The organism is Noviluteimonas caseinilytica, from assembly GCF_018406605.1.
GTDB classification, from domain to species: Bacteria; Pseudomonadota; Gammaproteobacteria; order Xanthomonadales; family Xanthomonadaceae; genus Noviluteimonas; species Noviluteimonas caseinilytica.
This window is the reverse complement of record NZ_AP024545.1, coordinates 547,905-572,274: the sequence shown is the minus strand read 5'-3', so window position 1 is coordinate 572,274 and position 24,370 is coordinate 547,905. Positions and strand designations below refer to the sequence as shown.

22 protein-coding genes are annotated in these 24,370 nt (G+C 68.4%); 12 read left to right on the top strand and 10 right to left on the bottom strand.

Annotated elements, in window-relative coordinates; all coding sequences use genetic code 11:
• Positions 1–49: 49 nt before the first annotated feature.
• From LYSCAS_RS02935 to LYSCAS_RS02915, 5 genes are all read right to left on the bottom strand, one after another.
• Positions 50–577, bottom strand: coding sequence for an EF-hand domain-containing protein (locus LYSCAS_RS02935; RefSeq protein WP_213435534.1), 528 nt, complete (start codon positions 575–577; stop codon positions 50–52).
• Positions 578–763: 186 nt separating this feature from the next.
• Positions 764–1,828: a 23S rRNA (cytidine(2498)-2'-O)-methyltransferase RlmM gene (rlmM, locus tag LYSCAS_RS02930; protein WP_213435533.1), complete on the bottom strand. Its 1,065-nt coding sequence runs from the start codon at positions 1,826–1,828 to the stop codon at positions 764–766.
• Between the two features lie 8 nt (positions 1,829–1,836).
• A complete protein-coding gene (locus tag LYSCAS_RS02925; RefSeq protein WP_213435532.1) occupies positions 1,837–2,412 on the bottom strand; it encodes a nucleoside deaminase in 576 nt (191 codons plus the stop codon).
• On the bottom strand, positions 2,412–2,699 hold the full coding sequence (locus tag LYSCAS_RS02920) for a hypothetical protein (RefSeq protein ID WP_213435531.1): 288 nt from the start codon (positions 2,697–2,699) through the stop codon (positions 2,412–2,414). Before LYSCAS_RS02920 ends, LYSCAS_RS02925 begins: the two co-directional genes overlap by 1 nt.
• Positions 2,696–4,450, bottom strand: a complete 1,755-nt coding sequence (locus LYSCAS_RS02915) for a glutamine--tRNA ligase/YqeY domain fusion protein (RefSeq protein ID WP_213437537.1) — start codon at positions 4,448–4,450, stop codon at positions 2,696–2,698. The genes LYSCAS_RS02920 and LYSCAS_RS02915 overlap by 4 nt, the downstream gene beginning before the upstream one ends.
• A gap of 133 nt (positions 4,451–4,583) precedes the next feature.
• Here LYSCAS_RS02915 and LYSCAS_RS02910 point away from each other — a divergent pair, with 133 nt between their 5' ends.
• The 3 genes from LYSCAS_RS02910 to LYSCAS_RS02900 are packed head-to-tail and all read left to right on the top strand — an operon-like array spanning position 4,584 to position 8,327.
• A complete protein-coding gene (locus tag LYSCAS_RS02910) occupies positions 4,584–6,716 on the top strand; it encodes a diguanylate cyclase (RefSeq protein ID WP_213435530.1) in 2,133 nt (710 codons plus the stop codon).
• Positions 6,717–6,775: 59 nt separating this feature from the next.
• Entirely contained in the window at positions 6,776–7,432 is a 657-nt protein-coding gene (locus LYSCAS_RS02905) for a glutathione S-transferase family protein (RefSeq protein ID WP_213435529.1), read from the top strand.
• Positions 7,425–8,327 (top strand): DMT family transporter, encoded by a 903-nt coding sequence (locus tag LYSCAS_RS02900; RefSeq protein ID WP_213435528.1) that lies wholly within the window; start codon positions 7,425–7,427, stop codon positions 8,325–8,327. The genes LYSCAS_RS02905 and LYSCAS_RS02900 overlap by 8 nt, the downstream gene beginning before the upstream one ends.
• A 15-nt stretch (positions 8,328–8,342) precedes the next feature.
• On the opposite strand, the gene LYSCAS_RS02895 is transcribed toward LYSCAS_RS02900, so the two are convergent.
• Together LYSCAS_RS02895 and LYSCAS_RS02890 are read right to left on the bottom strand one after the other, a co-directional pair.
• Positions 8,343–8,975, bottom strand: coding sequence for a hypothetical protein (locus tag LYSCAS_RS02895; protein WP_213435527.1), 633 nt, complete (start codon positions 8,973–8,975; stop codon positions 8,343–8,345).
• Complete coding sequence (locus LYSCAS_RS02890) at positions 8,972–9,937, bottom strand: LysR substrate-binding domain-containing protein (RefSeq protein ID WP_213435526.1); 966 nt, start codon at positions 9,935–9,937, stop codon at positions 8,972–8,974. Before LYSCAS_RS02890 ends, LYSCAS_RS02895 begins: the two co-directional genes overlap by 4 nt.
• 141 nt (positions 9,938–10,078) lie before the next feature.
• Between LYSCAS_RS02890 and LYSCAS_RS02885 the strand changes: the two genes are divergently transcribed.
• From LYSCAS_RS02885 to pip, 8 genes are all read left to right on the top strand, one after another.
• Positions 10,079–10,615, top strand: coding sequence for a peroxiredoxin (locus LYSCAS_RS02885; protein ID WP_213435525.1), 537 nt, complete (start codon positions 10,079–10,081; stop codon positions 10,613–10,615).
• 147 nt (positions 10,616–10,762) lie between these two features.
• The gene (locus LYSCAS_RS02880) at positions 10,763–11,296 is read left to right on the top strand and encodes a carboxymuconolactone decarboxylase family protein (RefSeq protein ID WP_213435524.1); all 534 of its coding nucleotides are present in this window, start codon (positions 10,763–10,765) and stop codon (positions 11,294–11,296) included.
• A 220-nt stretch (positions 11,297–11,516) separates the two neighbouring features.
• Positions 11,517–14,456, top strand: coding sequence for a TonB-dependent receptor plug domain-containing protein (locus LYSCAS_RS02875; protein ID WP_213435523.1), 2,940 nt, complete (start codon positions 11,517–11,519; stop codon positions 14,454–14,456).
• A gap of 127 nt (positions 14,457–14,583) precedes the next feature.
• Positions 14,584–14,859, top strand: coding sequence for a type II toxin-antitoxin system TacA family antitoxin (locus LYSCAS_RS02870; protein ID WP_213435522.1), 276 nt, complete (start codon positions 14,584–14,586; stop codon positions 14,857–14,859).
• Positions 14,860–14,862: 3 nt separating this feature from the next.
• Positions 14,863–15,345, top strand: coding sequence for a GNAT family N-acetyltransferase (locus LYSCAS_RS02865; protein WP_213435521.1), 483 nt, complete (start codon positions 14,863–14,865; stop codon positions 15,343–15,345).
• Between the two features lie 99 nt (positions 15,346–15,444).
• Positions 15,445–18,129 carry a M1 family metallopeptidase gene (locus LYSCAS_RS02860; protein WP_213435520.1) on the top strand — a complete coding sequence of 895 codons (2,685 nt, stop codon included), beginning with the start codon at positions 15,445–15,447 and terminating at the stop codon, positions 18,127–18,129.
• Positions 18,130–18,148: 19 nt separating this feature from the next.
• Positions 18,149–19,015, top strand: coding sequence for a peptide chain release factor N(5)-glutamine methyltransferase (gene prmC, locus LYSCAS_RS02855; RefSeq protein WP_213435519.1), 867 nt, complete (start codon positions 18,149–18,151; stop codon positions 19,013–19,015).
• A 31-nt stretch (positions 19,016–19,046) separates the two neighbouring features.
• Positions 19,047–20,015 carry a prolyl aminopeptidase gene (gene pip, locus LYSCAS_RS02850; protein WP_213435518.1) on the top strand — a complete coding sequence of 323 codons (969 nt, stop codon included), beginning with the start codon at positions 19,047–19,049 and terminating at the stop codon, positions 20,013–20,015.
• Here pip and LYSCAS_RS02845 read toward each other — a convergent pair.
• From LYSCAS_RS02845 to LYSCAS_RS02835, 3 genes are read right to left on the bottom strand one after another with little or no spacing between them, the layout of a single operon-like run.
• The gene (locus LYSCAS_RS02845) at positions 20,012–20,566 is read right to left on the bottom strand and encodes an NUDIX hydrolase (protein ID WP_213435517.1); all 555 of its coding nucleotides are present in this window, start codon (positions 20,564–20,566) and stop codon (positions 20,012–20,014) included. The genes pip and LYSCAS_RS02845 overlap by 4 nt on opposite strands.
• 9 nt (positions 20,567–20,575) lie before the next feature.
• Positions 20,576–21,502 (bottom strand): 5'-3' exonuclease, encoded by a 927-nt coding sequence (locus tag LYSCAS_RS02840; protein WP_213435516.1) that lies wholly within the window; start codon positions 21,500–21,502, stop codon positions 20,576–20,578.
• Positions 21,499–22,092, bottom strand: coding sequence for a nitroreductase family protein (locus LYSCAS_RS02835; RefSeq protein ID WP_213435515.1), 594 nt, complete (start codon positions 22,090–22,092; stop codon positions 21,499–21,501). Before LYSCAS_RS02835 ends, LYSCAS_RS02840 begins: the two co-directional genes overlap by 4 nt.
• A 100-nt stretch (positions 22,093–22,192) precedes the next feature.
• Between LYSCAS_RS02835 and LYSCAS_RS02830 the strand changes: the two genes are divergently transcribed.
• The gene (locus LYSCAS_RS02830) at positions 22,193–24,358 is read left to right on the top strand and encodes a DUF1631 family protein (protein WP_213435514.1); all 2,166 of its coding nucleotides are present in this window, start codon (positions 22,193–22,195) and stop codon (positions 24,356–24,358) included.
• Positions 24,359–24,370: the final 12 nt, after the last annotated feature.

The following is a 24,370-nucleotide window of genomic DNA, read 5'->3' as shown; positions in this document are numbered from 1 at the left end:
ACGCCGGCCCTTCGGCCGGCGTTTCGATTCACGACGTGCGCGGGTGGGATCAGTCGATCCAGCCCTTCATCTCTTCCTTCGACAGGCGCCCGTTGTGGTTGGCGTCGACGACACGGAATTCGCGCATCAGGTCGGCGTTGCCGCTGGCCTTCACTTCCGCGCGGCTGATGTTGCCGTCGCCGTTCTTGTCGAGCGCCGACCAGTCGACGTGGTAGTTCGACGAGATCGAGTCCGGCGCGTGCGAAGTGACGCTCGTCGGATTAGCGGCCGGCGGCATCGCGGTGCCGGTGGGTTCACCCGTCGGCGGCGTCGGCGGCATGGGCGGCATCGGGGCACCCGGGGGCGGGGCTTCCGGCGGCATCGGCGGCGGCGACGGGGGATTGGGCGGCATCGGGGCGCCCGGCGGCGGGGGCGGCGGAGGCGGCATGTCGGTCGGCGGCACCGGCGGGACCGGCGGGACCGGCGGGACCGGCGGCGTCGGCGGCGTCGGCGGCGTGGGGGGCGTCGGTGGCATCTGCGTCTGCGGATCGGCCGGCGGCGTGGTCTGGCTGGCGTCCTGCGCGAATGCGGACGTCATCGCCAATGCGGCGCACGCGCCGAGCAGTGCGTGGAAAAGCCTGGAACGAACGAAGGTATTGCGAACCATGGTGCGGGCACTCCCTGCGGGGGAAGCCCGGACCGTAGAAGCGATGCGATCAAACAAGCGTCAATTCACGCGACCGCCGATCGCCACCATTCAGGCGGCAAGCTCAGCCATAAGTCGTCAATGCGCCGTCGACATCGCGAGCACCGTGATCTCTTCACGGTCGTGGTACAGCTGCCGGGCGCGCACGCGCAGCGGACGCTGCGCTTGTTCCTCGAACATCGCCAGGCACTCGCGCGTCTCGTCCCAGCGCTTCTTCATCGGCAGCTTGAGGTTGAAGATCGCGTGGCGGCACCAGCCTTCGCGGAACCACTGCGCCATGCGCGCGGTGACTTTCTTCGGCGACTCGACCATGTCGCACACCATCCAGTCGAGCGGCTTCGGCGGCGACCACTGGAAGCCATCGGCACGCAGGTGTTCCACCAGCCCCGTATCGAGCACGTGCTGCCGCAGCGGGCCGTTGTCGATCGCGGTGACGCGCACGCCGTTGCGCGCGAGCACCCAGGTCCAGCCGCCCGGCGCGGCGCCGAGGTCCGCGGCGCGCATGCCGGGCTGGACCAGGCGCGCGCGTTCTTCCGGATCGAGCATCACGACGAGCGCTTCCTCGAGCTTCAGCGCGCTGCGCGACGGCGCATCCGGCGGCGTGCGCAGGCGCGGGATGCCGCTCGGCCACGGCGACGCATCGCGCGGATGGCCGCTCGCCAGCAATGCGTGGTCGCCCGAAAGGAAACACACGTGCAGGCGCGGCAGGTGCGGATCCGCGCTCGCTGTCAGCAAACCCGCCTTGCGCAACGCAGGCCGCAACGCATTGCCGAAGCTGCGCGCCAGCCCCGCGAGCGGACGCGCTTCATCCGAATCGGGATGCTCGACGATCAGGTCGCCGAACGCCGGTTGTTCGAACAACGCCGCGAGGATCGGCGTGATGCGGTCCTTCGCGTCGAGGTCGCGCAGTTCGGCGAGCAGGCGCAGTTTCTGGCGCGCGAAGATCAACGCCTGCAGCGGCAGCAGTTGCGCGAGCGCATGGCCCTGCGTGCTGAAGAATTGCACGTAGCCGGTGTTGCGTTCGGCGCGCGCCCAGCCCGCATCGCCTGCTTGCGCAGCACGTTCGCCGAGTTCCGCCGCCAGTTCGGGTTCGAAGCCGGGCCGGCAGTAGCAGAGCAGGCCGTTGGCGCGGGCATCGCTCACGCCCGTGCTCAATAGAAGGTGCCGCCGCGCTCGCCGTACGTGCGCAGGACATCGCACGCGGCGTCGCGGTGCAGGTCGCGCGTCACCGCGATGCCGCGGCGTTCCAGTTCGCCCACCCAGTCGGCGGGCAGCGGGCCTTCGTCGAATTCGGTCAGGCGCATCACGTCTTCGGCGCGCGCGCCGATCAGCAAGGCATCCACGCCCGCCCAGAACGTCGCGCCGTAGCACTGGCAGCACGGTTGCGCGGAGGTGGCCAGCACCATCGGGCCGGCGCCCTGGCCCGGTGCGGATTCGTTGAGGCGCGCGCGCTGCAGGCGTTGCTGCGCGAGCATGTACGCCATCGTTTCGGCGTGCGCGAGCGAACAGCTGTGCGGCAGCACGCGATTGACGCCGACCGCGACCACGCGATCGTCCGGCCCGAACACCGCAGCGCCGAACGGACCGCCGCTGTTCGCTTCGATGTTGCGGCGCGACAGGTCGATCGCGAGCGCCACCTTGTCTTCGTCGCGCGCATACACGCGCGTGGTGTCGACCGCGTCGTGCACCCACGCGGGCAGGGTGAGGTGGACCTGCGCATACAGCATCAGCGCACCGTCGCCGTCGGCGCGGGCGCCGGATCGATCACCGGGTCCACCGCGGCGCGCGGCGCGATGCAATGCCCGTTGGCGCAGCGGCAGCCGCCGGGGAGGGCGGTGCAGTGCGTGTCCACCGCGCAATCGGCATCCACGCGGCACGTGGGACCGGGCTGGACGGGGACGGCGGGCTGCGGCCGGGACGGCGTCTGGCTGTCGACGGGCGCGCACGCGACCAGGATCGCCGCAGTGCAACACGCGACCAGGATTCCCCGCACCTGCATGCCCGGCAGCGTCATGCCCCTGCACTCCATGTGTCGCGCAGCGTCACGCTGCGGTTGAAAACCGGCTTGTCCGCGCGGTGGTCCTTGCGGTCCGCCACGAAATACCCGATGCGCTCGAACTGGAAGCTCTGCTCCGGCGCAGCGGTCGCGGCGGCCGGTTCCACCCAGCCCTGCACGGTGGTGCGGGAGGCCGGGTTGAGGTGGTCGCGGTAGGTCTTGCCGTCGGCGTCGTCGTCGGGATCGGCCACCGAGAACAGGCGGTCGTACAGGCGCACTTCCGCCGGCACCGCGTGCTGCGCGCTGACCCAGTGGATCGTGCCCTTCACCTTGCGGTCGGCGCCGGCCATGCCGGGGCGCGACTCGGGATCGAGCGTGCCGCGCAGTTCGACGATCTCGCCGTTCGCGTCCCTGATGACTTCATCGCAGCGCACGATGCCCGCGCCGCGCAGGCGCACGTCGCCGCCGGGGACCAGGCGCTTCCAGCCCTTCGGCGGGACTTCTGCGAAGTCGTCGCGCTCGATCCACAACTCGCGCGAGAACGGGATGTCGCGCTCGCCGAAGGACGCATCCTTCGGATGGTTGGAGAAGCGCAACGATTCTTCGTGACCCTCCGGCAAATTGGTGAGCACGAACTTCAGCGGCGAGAGCACCGCCATGCGGCGCGGCGCGGCGGCGTCGAGGTCTTCGCGCAGCGTGTTCTCGAGCACCGAGAAGTCGATCATCGAGTTCTGCTTCGACAAGCCGAGGCGCGAGACGAACAACTTCAGCGCACCCGGCGTGTAGCCGCGGCGGCGGATGCCCTGCAGGCTCGGCATGCGCGGATCGTCCCAGCCATCGACCAGGTTTTCCTGCACCAGCGCCATCAGCTTGCGCTTGCTCATCACCGTGTAGTTGATGTTGAGGCGCGAGAATTCGATCTGGCGCGGCTTGCTCGCTTCGAACGGCAAACCCTTGGCCTGCAGGGGTGCAACGAGTTCCGGGTGGTGCGCCAGGTCCACCTTGTCCACGCACCAGTCGTACAGCGGGCGATGGTCTTCGAACTCCAGCGTGCACAGCGAATGCGTGATGCCTTCGACCGCGTCGCTCAGCGAATGCGCGTAGTCGTACATCGGGTAGATCGGCCAGGCATCGCCGGTGTTCTGGTGCGTGACGTGCTTGATGCGGTACAGCGCGGGGTCGCGCAGGTTGATGTTGCCGCTGCCCATGTCGATCTTGGCGCGCAGGGTGCGCGCGCCGTCCGGGAACTCGCCCGCGCGCATGCGGCGGAACAGGTCCAGGTTTTCCTCCACGCTGCGATCGCGGTACGGCGAATTGCGGCCCGGCTCGGTCAGCGTGCCGCGGTACTCGCGCACCTGTTCGGCCGTGAGGTCGCAGACGAAGGCGTCGCCCTGCTTGATCAGTTTTTCGCCGGCCAGGTACAGCACGTCGAAGTAATCGGAGGCGTGGCGCAGGTCGTGCCAGTCGTAGCCGAGCCAGCGCACGTCGTCCTGGATGGCGGCGACGTATTCGGGGTCTTCCTTCGCCGGGTTGGTGTCGTCCAGGCGCAGGTTGCACACGCCGCCGAATTCCGCGGCGATGCCGAAGTCGGTCCAGATCGCCCGGGTGTGGCCGATATGGAGGTACCCGTTGGGCTCCGGCGGGAAGCGCGTCTTGATCGCCTGCTGGCGGCCGGCGGCCAGATCGTCGCGGACGATCTGGCGGATGAAGTCCTGCCGGACGGGGGTGGCGTCGTCGGCGACGGTGTCGCCCGGAACGGAGTGCTGGATGGACACGGTGGGGGTGCGCTGCGATGGCGATTTCGGGCCGCGAGTTTAGCCGAGCGGCCTGTTGCGGCGCGGGAATGCGTTCTCTGGCACGGAAGTTGCGTGATAGTCACCACAGTAATGCGGGGAGGGTCGGATGCGGGACGGCCAGGGGGACTGGGCGGGCGCATGGCAACGGGCGACGGGGTTCTGCCTCTTCGCCGCGCTGCTGCTCTCGCCGTTGCTGGCCGCTGCCGTGGCGCAGCGGCCGGCGCCGTCCCGCATTCCGGAGGGGGAAGCCCTCCACGTCCCCGCCTCGCGGATCCCGGTGCGCATCCGCCTGGCGGTGCCGACCGCGGCCGATTCCGGCGCCTCGTTGTGGGTGCAACGCGCCCCGGTCGACGAGGTGTGGATCGAACAGGGGGCCTGGCGCTCGGCCTCGCAAGGCTTCTTCAAGCCCGAGGCCGAGGGCCCGGCGTTTCCCTCCGGCTTCGTCTTCGACCTCCCGGCCGACGCCAACAAGACCGGCATCGACCTGCTGGTGCGCTCCCGCGCCCCGGTGACCCTGCGTCCGCAGGTGCGCACCGACACCGTGGTGGCGCAGGCGCGCGAGCGCTGGGCGGTGATGTCGGGGGCGACCTACGCCGGGCTGCTGATGCTGGCGATCGTGGCGCTGTCGTTGTTCGCGGCGGTGCGCGATCGCGTGTACCTGTCGTTGCTTGCCTTCGGGGCCAGCGCGCTGGCGTGGCTCGCCGCGCTCAGCGGGCATGCGTATGCGTGGCCATGGGCGTCGTGGATCGCGTTGTGGGGCGTGCAGGGGATCTGGGCCCTGGCGATGCTGCATTGCGCAGCGGCGGCCTGGCTCGCGCAGCATTACGCGGCCCTGGCCGATACCTCGCCGAAGCTGGCGCGGCTCGGCGATTCGTTGCGCTTCGCAACCCTTGGCCTGGCCGCGGTGGCGCTGGTGCGCCTCGACGCGCTGGTGCCGATCCTCGACTGGGCGGTGCTCATCGCCGGCGCGCTGACCCTGGCCTACGGCGTGGCGGCCACGTTCATCGCGGTGCGCCATCGCATCTGGAACAGCCCGTCGGTGTTCACCATCGTGCTGGTGCTCGCCGGCGCGTGCCTGCTGCGCGCGTGGGCGCCGATGGTGCTGTCGGGGTTCTGGGTGCGCTCGGGGATGCAGCTCGCGCTGCTGGCGTGCGTGCTGCTGGTGACGATCGGGATGATCGGGCGCATCGCGCACGTGCGCGACGAACGCGACCGCGAACGCCTCGCGCGCGGCGACAGCGAACGCCGCCTGGAACGCGAAGCGGCGCGCGTGGACCTGGTGCAGCAACTCCAGCGCCGCCTGCGCGAACTGCCGCCCGGCGACCTGGAATGGGCCGCGTTCCGCAGCGTGTTCGAACGCCTGCTGCCGCTGCTGCAACTGGAATCGGCGGCGCTGGTGGCGTACGGCTTCCACGGCTTCGACCTGCTGCTCGCCGAACCGATTTCGAGCAAGCCGCATTACACGGACCTGCTGTCCTCGCGCCTGGGCATGATGAAAGGCCTGGCGCGCACGCAGGCGCCGGTGCAACTGCAACTCGGCAACGGCGATGCGCTGCACCTGTCGCACGCGGTGGTGCCGCTGCCGATCCGCGCGCCGGGCTGGGGCGTGTTGTTGCTGCGGCGCGCGGACGGCTCCAGCTTCAGCGATGAAGAACTGGCGCTGGTCACCGACTTCGGGCGCCTGGCCGTGCAGCACGCGGACGAAGCCGCCGCCGCGCTGACCCTGCGCAAGTCGGCGGAACTGGATGCGCTGACCGGCACGTTCAACCGGCGCACGATCGACCTGTGGTTGTCGCGGTGCTTCAGCGAAGCGCATCGCGAGGATGGGTTGCTGTCGGTGCTGTTCGTGGACATCGACCACTTCAAGTCGATCAACGACACGCACGGGCACGCCGCGGGCGATGCGTGCCTGCGGCAGATCTCGGAGGTGCTGCGTCGGCAGTTGCAGCCCTCGGACCTGCTGGGCCGTTACGGCGGCGAGGAATTCGTGATCGTGCTGCCCGGGCGCAACGGCGACGACGCGCGCCAGCTGGGCGAGCGCATCCGCGCGGCGGTGGAACTGGTGCGCCTGGAATACGAAGACAAGCCGATCCGCCTGACGGTGAGCGTGGGCGTGGCGACGCGGCTGGCGCGCGAAAGCGATCCGGCGGCCGCGGTGTCGCGCGCCGACCAAGCCTTGTACGCGGCCAAGCGCAGCGGCCGGAACCGGGTGAACGTGGCGCCGGCGGTGTTCACGTAGGTCGCGCGGGCGGCGTCTTCGGCTAGGCTTTGCGTCCCACGTCGACGCTTGCCTCCACCATGCTCACCCTCGTCATCGGCAACAAGAATCTCTCCTCCTGGTCGCTGCGCCCCTGGCTGCTGCTGCGGCACTTCGGCATTCCGTTCCAGGAAGTGGGCGTGCTGCTGGATACGCCGGAGTTCCTGGCGCAGATCGCGCCGTGGACGCCGAATGGCCGCGTGCCGGCACTGCGCGACGGCGACCTGATGGTGTGGGACTCGCTCGCGATCTGCGAATACATCAACGAACGCTACCTCGACGGCCGCGGCTGGCCGGCGGACATCGCGGTGCGCGCGCACGCCCGCGCAGCGGTGGCGGAGATGCATTCGGGCTTCGCCGCGCTGCGCAAGCAGTGCCCGATGAACATGCGGCGCACGCCGGACGATTACTGCTGGGACGCGGCGGCCGACGCCGACATCGCCCGCGTCCAGCAACTCTGGCGCGACCTGCGCGCGTGGCACGGGCAGGGCGGCGATTTCCTGTGCGGCGAATTCGGTATCGTCGATGCGATGTTCGCGCCGGTGGTGTCGCGCTTCCTGTCCTACGGCGTGCCGATGGACGACACCGCGCAAGCCTTCGCGAATGCAATCCAGGCACTTCCGGCGTGGCAAGCCTGGCGCGCGGATGCGGACGCCGAAGTCGAAGCCCTGGAAAACCCGGACCACGCGCGTGCCTGAAGCCGCGCGCGTCCACCACGACGCACGGGGCGCGCTCGCCACGATGCTGCTCGGCGCGGTGCTGATCAGCACCTCGGCGGTGTTCGTGAAGTGGGTGCACGTCGGGCCGACGGTGTCGGCGTTCTGGCGCATGGCGCTGGCGGCGGGGATGTTGCTGCCGTTCGCGCTGCGCGCGCGCTGGACCGGGATGTCGTCGCGCGTGGCGCTGCTGGTCGGCGTGGCGGCGGTGTTCTTCGCGCTCGACCTGTGGATGTGGCACCGGAGCATCCTGTACGTCGGCGTGGGCATGGCCACGCTGCTTGGCAACTTCCAGGTATTCGTGCTCGCGGCCTACGGCGCGCTCGTGTTGCGCGAACGCGGCGGCTGGCGGTTGTGGGTCGGGTTGCTGCTCGCGATCGCGGGGCTGGCGCTGATGCTGGTGCCGGGGTGGGGCGGGTTCGATGCGCGCTTCCGCGTGGGCATCGGGTTCGGGCTGGGCACCGCGGCCGCGTATGCGGGGTTCCTGTTGTGTTTCCGGCGCGCGCAGGCCTTGCGCGGCGAAGCGGGGAACGAAGCGCTGCTGTGGTGGATGTGCGTGGGCACGTCGCTGCTCTTGTTGCCGATGGCGCTCGTGGGCGGCGAAGGCTTGTCGCCGCACGGCGCGACCGATTGGGCGTCGCTGCTGGCGTACGCGTTCATCGCGCAGGTGTGCGGCTGGCTGGTGATCGGGCGCGCGATGCCGCGCTTGTCCGCCGGGGCGCTCGGGTTGTGCCTGTTGCTGCAGCCGTTGCTGGCCTACGTGTGGGACGCGACGTTGTTCGGCACGCGGCTCGATGCGGCGGGCATGGTGGGATTGGCGTTGTCGCTGGCGGGCATCTTCCTGGGGCTGACGCGCGGGGCGCGCCGAGAAGCCTGAATCACGCTGCGCATATCACTCGCGCACGATCGAACACACGTACACCAGTTCGCACGCGCCGTTGCCGCTGTCTTCGCGCGACAACGAACTGCTCCAGTGCCAGCCGTCCGGCGCCTGCGCCTGCACGAGCCATCCGTCGATGCGCACGCGATCGCCTTCGCGCACGCGCTTGAGTTGCGCCGCGGCGGCCGCGTCGGCGGGGATCATGTGCATGTTGGCGCTGGAGCGGATGATCTCGGCCGGCGCGATGGGCGGGTTGTCGCGCCAGCGATAGTGGTACCAGCGGCCCGATTGCGAGATGTCGAGCTTGTCGAGCACGGCGTCGTCGCGCATGCGGCCCCAGCCCAACGCGAGGTCGGTGGGCGAGAGGTCGGCTTCGCGGCCCATCGAATAGTCCTCGCGCGACAACACGCGCGCATCGAGGCTGAAACCGGCCAGCGGATGCAGCGTGGCGGGCTGCAGGCGGATCTCGTCGAATCCGGCGGGCACCGGCGATTGCAGAGGCGCTTCGCCGGCGATCACGTGCGGCGGTTGCGGGCATTGCACGCTGGCGCCATCGATGGGCGCGGGCGCCTCGGAGGGTCGCGAGAACCACCACGCGCCGAACACCGCGAGCACGCCGATGAGCAGCAACGTGCGCAGGCTCATGCGCGCTTGCCCGTCTTCTTCGCCTTCGCGGCGGGCGCGGGGAGCTTGTTGAAGTCCGCCGTCGGCGTGAACAGTTCTTCCGGCAACGCGCGGAACACGCTCGCGAGTTTCTGCAGGAATTCCGCCATCGCCGAACTGCGCCGCCACACCATCGCGATCTGCCGGCTCGGATGCGAATCACGGAAGCCGAGCAGATGGATGTCGTTGGAGCGCGCGACCGGTGGCTTCACCGCGAGCGTCGGCAGCAGCGTGATGCCGACGTCGGCCGCCACCATCTGCCGCAGCGTTTCCAGGCTCGTTGCCTGGAAGTCGCGCATTTCGCCGGCGCCCGCGAGCTGGCACACGTCGAGCGCCTGGTCGCGCAGGCAGTGGCCGTCTTCCAGCAGCAGCAGGCGCTGGTCGGCCAGGTCCTTGATCGACAGCGAATCGCGCTTCGCGAAGGGATGCGATTCGGGTACGGCAAGCAGGAAGGGTTCTTCGAACAGGAATTCGGCGTGCAGCTGGTCGTCGTGGATCGGCAGCGCGAGCAGGCCGGCGTCGAGCCTGCCTTCGCGCAGGCGCGACAGGATGACGTCGCTCTTTTCCTCGACCAGCAGCAACTCGAGCTTCGGGAAACGCGCGCGGATGCCGGGCACGACATGCGGCAACAGGTACGGGCCGAGCGTGGGGAACAGGCCCAGGCGCACGGTGCCGGCTTCGGGATCCTGCGAACGCCGCGCGGCTTCGCGCATCTGTTCCACCTCGCCGACGATGCGGCGCGCGCGTTCGGCGATGTCGCGGCCGGCGGGGGTGAGCATCACCTTGCGCGGGGCCCGTTCGACCAGCGCGACGCCCAACTCTTCCTCGAGCTTGCGGATCTGCGTGGACAGGGTGGGCTGGCTGACGAAGCTGGCCGCGGCGGCGCGGCCGAAATGCTTGTGGTCGGCGAGGGCGACGAAGTAGCGGAGGTCGCGGAGGTTCATGGCCGGCGATAGCCTACTCCTATGGGCTGGATCAAAACAATCGACTTGCTGCATCCCCGCGCGAGGACCAGACTTCCTCCTCATCGCCGGGCAACGACCCCGGCGCGACCCTTCCCGATCCCCCCTGCAAGGAGCTCCTCGATGCTGACCGTCGGCGACAAGTTTCCCCAGTTCAACCTCAAGGCCACCGTCTCGAACGACCTGAACAACGCGTTCGTCGACATCACCAACGAGACCTACAAGGGCAAGTGGCTCGTGGTGTTCTTCTATCCGAAGGACTTCACCTTCGTCTGCCCGACCGAGATCACCGGCTTCGCCAAGCTCGACCAGGCCTTCAAGGACCGCGACGCGCAGCTGCTGACCGGCTCGACCGACAGCGAGTTCGTGCACCACGCCTGGCGCACGCACCACAAGGACCTCAACAGCCTGCCGTTCCCGATGCTGGCCGACATCAAGCGCGAGCTCACCTCGGCGCTGGGCATCCTCGGCAGCGACGGCGTGGCGCAGCGCGCGACGTTCATCGTCGATCCGAACGGCGAGATCCAGTTCGTGTACGTGACCGCCGGTTCCGTCGGCCGCAACCCGGAGGAAGTGCTGCGCGTCCTCGATGCGCTGCAGACCGACGAGCTGTGCCCGTGCAACTGGCACAAGGGCGAGCAGACGTTGAAGGTCGCCTAAGCCACCCACACGTTCCATTTCGTTCCGCGCCTGCGACTCGCCGTCCCCCTCCGCGAGATCCGCTCCCTCCCCTCAGCGCGGAGCCCTCGTGGCCGGGTCTTTCCCGGCCACGATTTTTTCAGGGGCCCGAATCCCAAGGAGTTTCGAATGAACCTGCAGGACTTGCGCAATGCGCTGCCCGACTACGCGAAGGACCTCAAGCTCAACCTCGACTCGGTGCTGAGCGAGACCGGCGCCGCGGGCCTGGATGCGAAGCAGATCCGCGTGATCGCGCTGGCCTGCGCGATCGCCGCGCGCCACGCCCCGCTGGTGGCCGGCATCGAAGGCTTCGCCGCCGAACAGCTGTCGCCGGAAGAAATGAACGGTGCGCGCGCCGCGGCCGCGATCATGGCGATGAACAACATCTATTACCGCGCCACGCACCTGATCCACAACGACGAATACGGCACGATGCGCGCCGGCCTGCGCATGAACGTGATGAGCAGCCCGGGCGTCGACAAGATGACGTTCGAACTGGCGTCGCTCGCGGTGTCGGCCATCAATGGCTGCGGCGCGTGCATGGATTCGCACGAGCGCACGCTGCGCCAGCACGACGTGAGCGCGCAGGGCGTGCAGAGCGCACTGAAGATCGCCGCCGTGGTGCATGCGGTGGCGGTGACGCTGGAGCAATCCGCGGCCTGAGCGCCTTCGAATCGTTGCGCGCTTGATGAAAGCCCGCCGCCGTCTTTCGGACGCGGCGGGTTTTTTATATCGGAGGTTTCCTTTCCACCCTGCGAATGCTCGGCGCAAATGTGCGCAATTCGCAGCTATTTGCACGTGAGGCGCGTCGTTAACGTCCCCGGTCACCGCTAACGCTTTTTTAAGCACGCGGATTTCATTTCCCAGACCGGAGTCAGCACGAATGAGCAGGACCTTGTTGCGCGACGCGATTCGTCGCGCGTTGTTTGCGGGCGCCATCGCGGCGGTGGCGTTGCCGTTGCAGGCCCAGGACGTCGCCGATGCGGCCGGCGATGCAGGCGCGGCGCCAGCGCCCACCACCCTTGATCGCATCACCGTGACCGGCTCGCGCATTTCGCGCGCGGTGGACGTGGAAACCGTGCAGCCCGTGACCGTGCTGACGCGCCAGGACATGGAACGCAGCGGCGTGCAGTCCGTCGCCGACGTGCTGCAGAACCTCGTGGTGATGGGTTCGCCGGCGATCAGCCGCGCGGATGCGTTGTCGTCGGGCGAAGCGGTCGGCGGCTCGTACGTCGACATCCGCAACCTCGGCGCCGCGCGCACGCTGGTCCTGGTCAACGGGCAGCGCCTGGGCGTGACCACCGGCGGCCTCGCGGACGTGAGCCAGATCCCGACGTCGGCGGTGGAGCGGATCGAGGTGCTGAAGGATGGCGGTTCGGCGAACTACGGCTCCGATGCGATCGCCGGCGTCGTCAACATCATCACGCGCCGCAACGTCGAGGGCGCGGAAGCCAACGTGTACTTCGGCCAGTTCGACGAAGGCGATGGCAAGAAACAGACGTACGACGCAACGTTCGGCCTCACGAGCGACCTCGGGTGGCTGACGGCGTCGATGCAGTACGCGAAGGAAGATCCGGTGTGGGCGAAGGACCGGGAGTACAGCGCCAGCGGCAACGGGCCGTTGCATCCGTTGGATGGGCGCAGCTCGATCACGGAGAAGGGCGTGCTGTTCGTTCCGCGAACCACCACAGACGGCAAGGTCGTCTATGACCGCTACACGTTGAAGGATGGCGGCAATCCTGCGGACTTCGCGGATTTCAGGCCGTACGTCGGCGCGACCGATAGTTCCAATCCCAATGCGCAGATGACACTGCAAACAGGTCAGGAACGTCGTGCGCTGTACCTGGATGCAGGACGTAAGTTGACCGATTCCCTCACGCTCCACGTTGATGCGCTGTACAACCAGCGTGACACGATGCAGCAGATCGCAGGCTATCCGTTCCGTTCCGGAGGCCCAGTCGCAGACCCGTCCCCGAACGATCCCCTGTGGCGCGACTGGGATCCGCGCCTTGCCCCAGACAGCGCGTTCAATCCCTTGCCCGGCCAGAAGACCGAGTACTTCCGCCGTACGTGGGAAGTGCCGCGCGTGACGATGAACAAGGCAACCACCTATCGCATCGGTGCGAAACTTTCGCAACCGTTCGATCTCGGCGGTCTGCCGTGGGACTGGGAGGCCGGTGCCTTCCAGAGCCAGTTCCGAACGGTGAAGGACGGGACGGGCAACCTGTTCTTGCCGGCCGCGCAGAAGGCCGCGGGAGCGTCGTGGTTCAACGTAGCTACCAACCGTTACGAGTGCGGTTCCGCGGCCAAGCCGATCGCCTATGGTTCCGACTTCGGCAACGGTCAGTGCATTCCATGGAATCCGCTCGCGCCGTACGGCAGCGATGCCGCCGGATCGCTGTCTGATCCTGAACTGCAGAAGTTCTTGTTTCCCATCGGTCACGACGTTGGCGAGACCGAAACGAATTCGATTTTCGCGAACGTTTCCGGCGTACTCGCTGAACTTGATGCGGGTGAACTTGGTTTCGCGGCTGGCTACGAGCATCGCCAGGAGAAGGGCTTCTTCTCGCCCGATGCGCTGCGCCAGTCGCGTTTGTCGACGGACCTGGGTTCGGGCAACAGCGGCGGTCAGTATCATCTCGACGAGCTCTACGCCGAAGTGAACATCCCGTTGCTCCGCGACAAGCCGTTCGCCAATGCGCTCGCGTTGAATCTTGCGTCGCGCTATTCGAACTACAGCACCTTTGGCTCGACCACGCGAAGTAAGGCGAGCGTTGAGTGGCGCCCGATCGCGGACCTGCTGGTGCGCGGTACTTGGGGCCAAGGCTTTCGCGCGCCAACGATCGATGACCTCTACGGGCCGCAGAATCAATCGTTCGAGGACTACACCGATCCTTGCGACACGTCGTTCGGTCCCGCAAGTACCTCGCCTGCCTGCACGGCCGTCGTCCCGCCGGGATTCCGTCAGGAAATGTCCGGTGGCGTTCCAGCGGACGGTCCGAACTCGCAGTCCAACGTGCCGTTCCTTTCCGGCTCCAACCCGAACCTTCAGCCGGAACTGTCGCGCAACATGACCGTGGGCTTCGTCTACAGCCCCCAGCAGGTCGATGGCCTGAGCATCGGCCTGGATTGGTGGAAGGTGCGCGTGGATGACGCGATTGTCACCGACGCGCCGAACGAAATCCTCGACGATTGCTACGTGCGTGGGATCGCAGAGCGCTGCAGCAAGTTCACGCGCAATCCGACGACCGGTGCGATATCCACGCTCGACTTCGCGCTCGTCAACCTGGGCTACGTGGAAACCGCCGGCTACGACCTGCTGGCCACGTATCACCTGCCGGAGCAGCGCTGGGGCCGTCTGGGTTTCACCTGGGATACGACGTACGTCGACTACTACGAGCAGAAGTCCACGAACAGCGCATCCGTGCCGGTGCAGTACGCGGGCACGGCGGGCACGTTCCGCATGCGTTCCAACCTCTCGGCGGACTGGAGCATGGGCAACTACGGCGTGCGCTGGGGCCTGCGCCACTACTCGTCGATCACCGAAGCGTGCACCTACACGGCCGAGTGCAGCGATCCACTGTTCCAGGCCCCGTACACCAACGGCAAGGTCACCCCGCGCAACAAAGTCGGCTCCAACACCTTCAATGACGTGCAGTTCCGTTACGCCACCCCGTGGTCGTCCACCGTCTCGCTGGGCGTGAACAACGTCTTCGAGAAGGTCGGCCCGATGCTGTACTCCAAGCCGAACAGCAGCTTCCCGTATTACGGCGGCTTCGACATCGGCCGCTTCGTCTACGTGCAGTACCAGCAGAAGTTCTGATCCGACGTGCGTGGTTTCGCCGAGGGCGCCCCAGTCGCGGGCGCCCTCGGTGTTTACGTTTGACACCCCACCCGCCAGGTCAGCAAAATGCGCTCCGTACGGAAGATCGCCGTACAGGAGACATCCCATGAAGCCGACCCCCAACGACGCCAAGGCAGGTCGATTCGACCTGCGGCTCAATCCCATGGAAAAGCAAAGAATCCAGTCCGCCGCAGCGCTCAAGGGACAGCAGGTTTCCGTGTTCATCCGGGAAATCATGCTTCGCGAGGCGGACGCCATCCTCGCCGCGCACGCCGCGTCGCAACTCGATGCCGAACAGACCAGGCGGTTCATGGCCGCGCTGGATGCGCCCTTCGCGCCGAACGAAAAGCTCGCGCGCGCACTGGCGCGCACGGGGCGATGAGGCGTGCCGACGCTCGGTCTGCTTGATCCGGAGCGTCACGACCTCGCCGCCTTTGCGAGCGGCGAACCATCGCTCGATCGTTACCTGCAGCACTACGCCTGGACGAACCACTGCAACGGCATCGCCACCACGCACGTGTTGGCGCAGCGTCGAGCGGTGCTTGGGTATTTTTCGCTGTCGGCCGCGCATCTCCAGTTGGCCGACCTCCAACCCGCGGATCGCGCACTGTTGCCCCGCTATCCCGTGCCAGCCGTCCGCATGGGTCGCCTGGCGATCGCACGCGAACACCAGCGCAAAGGCCTGGGCGAACTGCTCCTCGGTTTCGCGGTGCACCGTAGCCTGGAGATGCGAACGACCCTGGGCGTGCGCGTGATGCTCGTGGATGCGCTGGAACCGGCCGTCGATTTCTATCTGGCCTACGGGTTCCGTCGGACGAGCGCGGCGGCATCGACGCTTTACCTGCCGCTGGGGGCGGAGGACCCCTAGCGGAAATCGGCGACGGCGCGCAGCAACTAGGACTTTCGTCATGCGTCCTTCGGGCAAGCCCCCCGTAAGCTCGGCCGTTTCGCCCACGGAGCTTCCCCGATGACCTTGCTGCGCCGCAGTCTCCTCGCCACGGCCCTGGTGGCCGCCATCGGTCTGGCCCACGCCGCCGACAACACCGATGTCCCGAAGGGTCCGCTGCCGCGCACCGTCGTCCCGTCGCTGGTGCAGCTGGAACTCAAGCTCGATCCGAAGCAGGCCAACTTCACCGGCACCACCCGGATCCAGGCGAAGGTGTCCGAAGCCACCGACACGATCTGGATGCACGGGCAGGGCCTGAAGATCGCGAAGGCCGAGGCCGTGCTGAAGGGCGGCAAGCGCATCGCGCTGACGCCGAGCGAAGCCGATGTGTCGGGCGTGCTGAAGCTGGCCGCCGCCTCGAAGATCCCCGCGGGCGATGTCACGCTCGAGATCGCGTACGAAGCGCCGTTCGGCGAACTGCAGGGCGCGTACCGCGTGAAGCCCGATGGCAAGGACTACGTCATCACGCAGATGGAACCGCTGGGCGCGCGCCACACGTTCCCGTCGTTCGACGAACCCAGCTTCAAGCAGCCCTGGGACATCACGCTGATCGTTCCCGAAGGCGAAACCGCGGTCGCCAACACCGCCGAAGCAAAAACCGAAAAGCTCCCGGGCGGCTGGAAGAAGGTCACCTTCAACCGCACCGAGGCGTTGCCGAGCTACCTCGTCGCCTTCGCCGTGGGTCCGTGGGACCTGCAGCAGGGCCCGGACATCGGCCCGAACGGCGCGCGCACCACGCCCATCAAGCTGCGCGGCGTCGCGGCGCAGGGGCAGGGCCCGCGCATGAAGTACTCGCTGGAAAACACCCCGGTGATCGTCAAGGCGCTGGAGGATTATTTCGCCACGCCGTATCCGTTCGACAAGCTCGACAACGTCGCCGCGCCCGACTTCTGGGCCGGCGCGATGGAGAACGCGGGCCTCATCGTGTACCGCGATCGCCTGATGTTCCCCGATGAGAATTCGTCGGTGGGCGAGCGCCAGGGCTTCTGGGGCACGAGCTCGCACGAGCTGGCGCACCAGTGGTTCGGCGACCTGGTCACGATGCGCTGGTGGGACGACCTGTGGTTGAACGAAGCGTTCGCCACGTGGATGGGCAACAAGATCCACGGCCAGCTGCGTCCGGAAGCGCACACCGACCGCGGCCTGCTGGAAGGCGCGATCGGCGCGATGGGCGCCGACAGCCTGGCCAGCACGCGTCGCGTGCACGAGCCGATCAAGGACTTCACCGACATCCAGTCGGCGTTCGACGGCATCACCTACCAGAAGGGCGGCGCGGTGCTCGGCATGTTCGAGCGCTATGTCGGCGAAGACCAGTTCCGCACCGGCATCCGCAACTACATCAAGGCGCACGCGCGCGGCAACGCGACGAGTTCGGACCTGATCGCCTCGGTCGCGGCGCAGAGCAACGATGCCGCCGCCGTCGACGCGGCGTTCAAGAGCTTCATCGACCAGCCGGGCGTGCCGTTCGTGACGATCGACGTCGAATGCGGCGCGGGCAAGCCGACGCTGGTGGTCAACCAGCAGCGTTACCTGCCGCTGGGTTCCACCGCGAATGCGTCGCAGACGTGGGGCATCCCGCTGAGCGTGCGCTATTCCGACAACGGCACGATCCGCGAGCAGAAGGGCATCGTCACCGGCGCGTCGTCGCGCTTCGAACTCACGCAGGCGCAATCGTGCCCGGCGTGGGTGATGCCGAACGCGCACGGTGCGGGCTACTACCGCTTCGCGCTGGCGCCGAAGTTCCAGCAGTCGCTGTCGGGGGCGTTCGCGCAGTTGGATGATCGCGAGCAGCGCGTGTACGCCGATTCGGTCACGTCCGCGTACGGCGCGGGCAAGCTCAAGCCGTCCGAATTGCTGGCCACGCTGCCGCAGTTCGCCAACGCGCCGGTGCGCCAGACCGTCACCGCGGGCCTGGGCCAGGTCGGCTGGATGGACGAATTCCTGCTGAAGAACGACGCCGAGCGCGCCGCGTTCCGCAAGCAGGTCGCGTCGATCTACCGTCCGCGCCTGGAACAGCTCGGGCTCACGCCGAAGCAGGGCGAAGCCGACGACGATCGCCTGCTGCGCACCACGCTGGTGAACTTCTTCGCCGGCACGCTGCACGACACCGCGGTCCGCGCCGAACTCGCCAAGCAGGGCCGCATGGTCCTGGGCCTGGGCGGCGACGGTGCGCTGCACGCCGATGCCGTGTCGCGCGACCTGCGCGGCGTGGCGCTGGCCGTGGCCGTCGAAGACGGCGGCGCGGATGCCTTCAACGCCGCCGACAAGCACTTCCGTGCCAGCCAGGATGCGGTGATCCGCGCCCAGCTGCTCGGTGCGATGGGCAGCGCGCAGGACCCGAAGCTGGTGGAGAAGGCGCGCGCGATGGTGTTCGAGCAAGGCCTCCTGCGCCGCAACGAGATCTTCCCGGTGGTCGGCGGCCAGACCGAACACCCCGCCACGCGTCCTGCCCTGCGCCAGTGGGTGGACACGCACTTCACCGAGCTCGAGGCGCGCCTGGCGCCGGCGGGCGCGGCGCTGGTCAACCTGTACTCGGCCGGGATGTGCAGCGACCAGGACGCGGCCGACCTGGAGCAGCGTTTCGGCGCGCGCATGAAGACGATCGAAGGCGGCCCGCTGGAACTGAAGCAGACCGCCGAAGCCGTCCGCCTGTGCGCGGCGCAGAAGCAGGCCCGCACCGGCATGGCGCTGTTTGCGAAGAAGTGAATGGGCGTAGGATGACGGCATGACGCCTCCCCCCGACGCGCGCATCGAAGCAGTCCTTCGCGATGCGCGCGCTCGGGTGGAGCGCGCCCACGAGCAACCGGCGGATGCGGAGTGGTTGCTCGCGCACGTGCTGGGCAAGTCGCGCAGTTACCTCTACGCGCACATGGACGACGTGCTCGACGCCGACGTCGCCGCACGTTTCGAAGCCGCGCTCGCGCGGCGCATCGCGGGCGAACCGCTCGCGTACATCACGGGCCGCAAGGGATTCTGGCGGTTCGAATTGCACGTCACGCCCGACACGCTGGTGCCGCGGCCGGAAACCGAACTCCTCGTCGAACTCGCGCTCGCGCACTTGCCGCGCGATCGCGATGTCGCGATCGCCGACCTCGGCACGGGCAGCGGTGCGATCGCGCTGGCCCTCGCGTACGAACGCCCGCGTGCGCACATCGTCGCCGTGGACGCGAGCGTCGCCGCACTCGATGTCGCCCGCGCCAACGCACGCGAACTGCGCCTGCCGCAGGTGGAATTCCGCGTCGGCGACTGGTGCGAGGCGCTGGGCGGCGAACAGTTCGACCTGATCGCCAGCAACCCGCCCTACATCGCGCTGGGCGACCTGCACCTGGAAGCCCTGCGTTACGAACCCGAATCCGCGCTCGCCTCCGGCCGCGACGGCCTGGATGCGATCCGCGCCATCCTCGCCGGTGCGCGCGCCTGCCTGCGGCCGGGCGGGATCCTGTTGCTCGAACACGGCCAGGACCAGGGCGGCGCGGTGCGTGCGTTGTTCGCCACGGCCGGATTCCACGGGGTCGAAACCTCGCAGGACATCGAGCAGCGCGACCGCGTCACCTCGGGCCGCCTGCCCGGCGACGACGCGGCGCTGGGCTAGACTGCGCGTCCCCCCGACGCAGGCGACGGCCATGCGCGAATCCCCCCGCGATCCTGTCCTCCGCACGCTCTACCCGGAGCTGCCGGCCTACGACACCGGCATGCTGAAGGTCGATGGCCGCCACACCCTGTACTACGAACAGTGCGGCAACCCGCAGGGCAAGCCGGTGGTGATGTTGCACGGCGGGCCGGGCGGCGGGTGCAGCGACAAGATGCGGCGCTTCCACGATCCGGCGAAGTACCGGATCGTGCTGTTCGACCAGCGCGGCGCGGGCCGTTCGACGCCGCACGCGGACCTGGTGGACAACACCACGTGGCACCTGGTGTCCGACATCGAAGCACTGCGCACGAAATTGTCCATCGATCGCTGGCAGGTGTTCGGCGGATCGTGGGGTTCGACGCTCGCGTTGGCGTACGCGCAGAAGCATCCCGAACGCGTGACGGAACTCGTGCTGCGCGGCATCTTCATGCTGCGGCGCTGGGAACTGGAATGGTTCTACCAGGAAGGCGCCTCGCGCCTGTTCCCCGACGTGTGGGAGCACTACCTCGAGGCGATCCCGCCGGTGGAACGCCACGACCTGATCAGTGCATACCACCGCCGATTGACGAGCGACGACGAAGCCGTGCGCCTGGCCGCGGCGCGCGCGTGGAGCGTGTGGGAAGGCGCGACGAGTTTCCTGCGCATGGACCCGGACTTCATCAGCGGGCACGAGGATGCCGCGTTCGCGCTGGCATTCGCGCGCATCGAGAACCACTACTTCGTCAACGGCGGGTTCTTCGAAGTGGAAGACCAGTTGCTGCGCGACGCGCATCGCATCGGCGACATCCCGGGCGTGATCGTGCACGGGCGCTACGACGTGGTGTGCCCGATGCGCAATGCGTGGGACCTCAAGCGCGCGTGGCCGAAGGGCGAGCTGGTGATCACGCCCACGTCGGGACATTCGGCGTTCGAGCCGGAGAACGTGGACGCGCTGGTGCGCGCGACGGATTCGTTCGCTTAAAGCGACGTGCCGTCGGGGTTGCGTTCGAGCATCCACAAGCCGGCCCACAGCTTGAGGTCGAGCTCGTAGCCTTCGCGCTGCTTCTGCACCAGCCACGCCGGGGCGTCCTTGCGCGGCACCGCGTGCACCGTGATGTCTTCGCCTTCCACGCCGCCGCCCGGGCCGGTGCGCACCAGGCCTTCGGCGCGCACGAACGCGATGCGCTCGTTGCTCATGCCCGCCGACGTCGGGCCCGTCATCAGCACGTGCACGCGATCGGGACGCCAGCCGGTTTCTTCTTCCAGTTCGCGCGTGGCCGCGGCTTCGAGCGTGTCGTCTTCCGACTGGTCGCCGACGAGGCCCGCGGGCATCTCGATCGTCTTCGAGCCGAGCGGCACGCGGTATTGCTCGACGAACAGCACATCGTCGTCCGGCGTGCACGCGACGATGATCACCGCCATGCCCTTGCCGTGCGTGCGTTCGCACGATTCCCAATGGCCGCGGCGGACCAGGCGGAGCCAGTCGCCTTCGAAGAGGACTTCGTGATCGTCGTGCGCGTGGGGTTTGCTCATGCGCCGATGCTAGCCCGCGACCGTGGCCGTCGTCTGCACGCCGCTGGCCTCCTGCAGCCGGCGGCGCGTCAGCGGACCGAAGCGCAGGTTGTCGCACAGCGACACCAGCGCCGTCGCGTCGGCGGCACCGCGCGTGAAATCGCGCTGGTCCATCGGCGCATCGAGGGCGATCGTCGTGAGCTGGCGCCACAGCAGCGCCTGGTCCTTGTTGGCGCGCAATTTCGTGGCCACCGTGGCGGCGCCGCGGAAGCGCAGGAACTGCACTTCGTCCACGCGCGCGAGCAACGCATCGAGCGAACCGAAATGCGCGAGCAGGATCGCGGCGGTCTTGCTGCCGACGCCGGGCACGCCCGGGATGTTGTCGACCGCATCGCCGGTGAGCGCGAGGTAATCGGCGATCTGGTGCGCTTCGACGCCGTGGCGCGCTTTCACGCCGCCCATGGTCCAGCGCTGGCCGCGCGCGTAGTCCCATTGTTCGTCCAGGCCCGCGAGCAGCTGCGACAGGTCCTTGTCGGCGGACACGATCACGCCGCGATGGCCGGCGGCGCGCGCGTGGTGCAGCGCGGTGCCGATCAGGTCGTCCGCTTCGTAGTCCTGGTGCGCGAGCACGGCCAGGCCCAGCGCGCTGCACAAGGCCTTGCAGTGCGCGAACTGGCGGCGGAGTTCTTCCGGCGCGGCGTCGCGGTTGGCCTTGTACGCCGGATACAGCGTGTTGCGGAAGCACGAGTCGAGCGCTTCGTCGAAGGCGATGGCGATGTGCCTGGGGCGTTCGCGTTCGAGCAGTTCGAGCAGGAAGCGCGCGAAGCCGTGCACGGCGTTGGTCGGCCAGCCTTCGCCGTCGTGGAATTCATTCGGCATCGAATGCCACGCGCGGAAGACGTACAGGCTGGCGTCGACCAGGTAGAGCGGGGCGGCGACGGGCAGCGGTGCGTTCATGCGGGGGTCCAGTCGGTGAGCAATTCGCGCGGATCGGGGCGATCGCGTTCCGGTGCGTCGAGTTTCGGCGTGCCCACGTGCAGGAAGCCGGCGACGTGTTCGTGTTCGCCCAGGCCAAGCAGGGCGGTGATCTCCGGATCGTAGGCCGGCCAGCCCGTCAGCCACTGCGCGCCGAACCCCAGCGCCTGCGCGGCCTGCAGCAAGGCGAAACACACGCATGCGGCGCAACTGGCGCGTTCGCTTTCCGGGATCTTCTCGTCGGGCCCCAGCTTCGCCACGACCACGAACACCAGCGGCGCGTGGGAGAAGCGCTTGCGGTCCTTTTCGATCGCGCTTTCGCCGGCCTCGGGGTCGCGCACCTGGGTGCGTGCGACCAGCCGTTCGCCGAGCGCGTGGCGGGCGTCGCCCTGGAGGCGGATGAAGCGGAAGGGCACCCGCTTGCCGTGGTCGGGCACCCGCACGGCGGCCGCCAGCAGGCGCAGTTGCGTGGCCTCGTCCGGCGCAGGTTCGCCCAATTGCTTGGCCGGCACCGACCGTCGCGCGTTCAAGAAATGCAGTTCGTCGGACGGGGTGGGGTCAGAGCGGGACATGGTTCACAGATCGGAAGTTTGGAAGATTGACTGACATACAGCGGCACTATGCTGCCGTTCAGTGTCGTATTTGGTCACATGGCGTCGCGGGGAGTCACACATGTCAGGACATCCGGTGGGTCTGGGCCACGCTGATCGCGCGAATCCCGCGGGCGTGCTCGAAGAAATGAAGCGCCTGTCCGTCGAGCAGCTCGGCGGCGTGCCCGGGGCATTGTACGCACCCGTCGCCGACGCCCTCGAAGACTCCGCGCGCCGCTCCGGGATGGTGCAGCTGCGACGGGGCGACCAGATCGCGCTGCTCAACCTGCGCCAGCGCAACGCGGCCTTCGTCATGCGCTACCGGCAGCAGATCGCGCAGGGGTTCGACGACTTCCGCGCGCTGCCCGGTAACCTGCGCAGCCGCGGCACCAACCACCTGCCGCTGGGCCTGGTGGAAGAAGGCCAGCTTGATTACCACTACGCGGGCCAGAAGCTCGCCGAATCGATCGGCCAGCGCTACGCGCGCCAGATCGAAATGCTCGACGGCCGCCTGGAAGCCCTGTCCGCGGAACTCGGCACGGGCGCCGGTTCCAACCCGATCAGCGCCACGCGCCTGGCCGGTGCGTTCCTGGCCACCTTCCACGACGCGGAACTCCCCGAGACCCTGCGTCCGCTGCTGTTCCGCCAGTACGAACTCGAACTCTCGCGCGTGCTGGCCGATCTGTACGGCCGGATCAACACCCTGCTCGCCGCGGCCGGTTACGGCCTCAAGGCCGGCCCGGGCATGGCCGCGAAGGCGGTCGCCGACGACTCCACCCGGCCGCCGCCGCCGCCGGACGAGATCGCGGCGGATATCGATGCGATGGAACGTTTCGGAGAGTTGCGCACGATGTTGCATTCATGGAGAGAAGGCACCATTCCCGCCCGTCCCGTGCCGGCAGGCCGCGCGCCCGGTCCGCAGACCGCGCCGCGCCGCGACCTGCGCGCCGCGGAAGTCATCAGCGTCACCTCGCTCCTGCAGCGCGATGGCCCGGAACCCTATGCCCGCGCGCTGGCCGGCGCCGGCAGCCTGGCCGACGCCATCCGCGAACAACTGACCGAAGGCGCGCGCCGCCTGGGCCTTGATCCGGACCAGACGCAGCTCGCCGGCCCCGAGAACGATGCGATCGACCTCGTCGGCCTGCTGTTCGAATCGCTGTTCCAGACGCACGCCATGCTCGATCGCGCACGCCGCGTGTATGCGCGCCTGGTGTTGCCGTACGTCAAGGTCGCGCTGACCGACGAAGGCATGTTCCTGCGCCGCGACCATCCCGCGCGCCGCCTGTTCGACGTCATCACCGAAGCGTGCGAAGGCAACGACGGTTCCACGCCGCAGGATCGCGAACTGCTCGAACGCGCCGCCGGCATCGCGCAGCGCATCGTGGCCGACTACAACGAAGACCTCGAGATCTTCGCGCTGGCCAGCGACGAACTCGAAGCGTTGCTCGAACAACAGCGCAAGCGCGTCGACGTGCTGGAAAAGCGCGCCGCCGAAGCCGTGCACGGCAAGGAACGCCTGCTGCAGGCGCGCCTGCAGGCCGGCGCCGCGCTCAACCAGCGCCTGTCGAAGACGCCGCTCACGCAGGCCGTCGCCGATTTCCTCGTCGAGCACTGGCAGCACCACCTGCTGCAGACGTTGCTGCGCGACGGGCGCGAATCGCCGAAGCACGCCGACGTGCTCGCGCTCGCCGATGCCTTGATCCTCGTCGACGGCATGGCCGCGCAGGGGCGCGGTGCGGTGGTGGCCGATCGCCTGATCGCGCTGCAGCCTGCGATCACCGAATGCCTGGTCGCCTGCGGCCTGGACGAAAACAGCGCGCACGACTGGCTCGCCGGCCTGGTGCGCGCACTCGCGCAGCCCGACCTCCCCCGCGGCTTGCGCAAGCTCCCGCCGCAGGTCGTGGCGGACGAAGAAGACCAGGGTCCGCTGCGCGTCGTCGGCGGCCACGCCGGCCTCGACTTCGACCCGGCCATCGCCGATCGCATGAAGCACCTCTCCCCCGGCGAATGGCTGCGCCTGCTGGATGCGCAGGGCGAACACGTCGCCGCCAAGGTCGCGTGGATCAGCCCGCTCAGCGGTCGCTTCCTGCTGGTGAATCGCCGCGGCGTGCGCGTGCTGGTCGCATCGGCCGAGCAACTGGCCGCGCTGGTCGCCGAAGGCCGCCTCGTTGCCGGCACCGAACAGGCGCCGTTCGACGAAGCCATGCGTCAGATGCGCCTGCGCCTGGGTCGCGCCGTCGGCGCCTGATCGCCCGGGCCG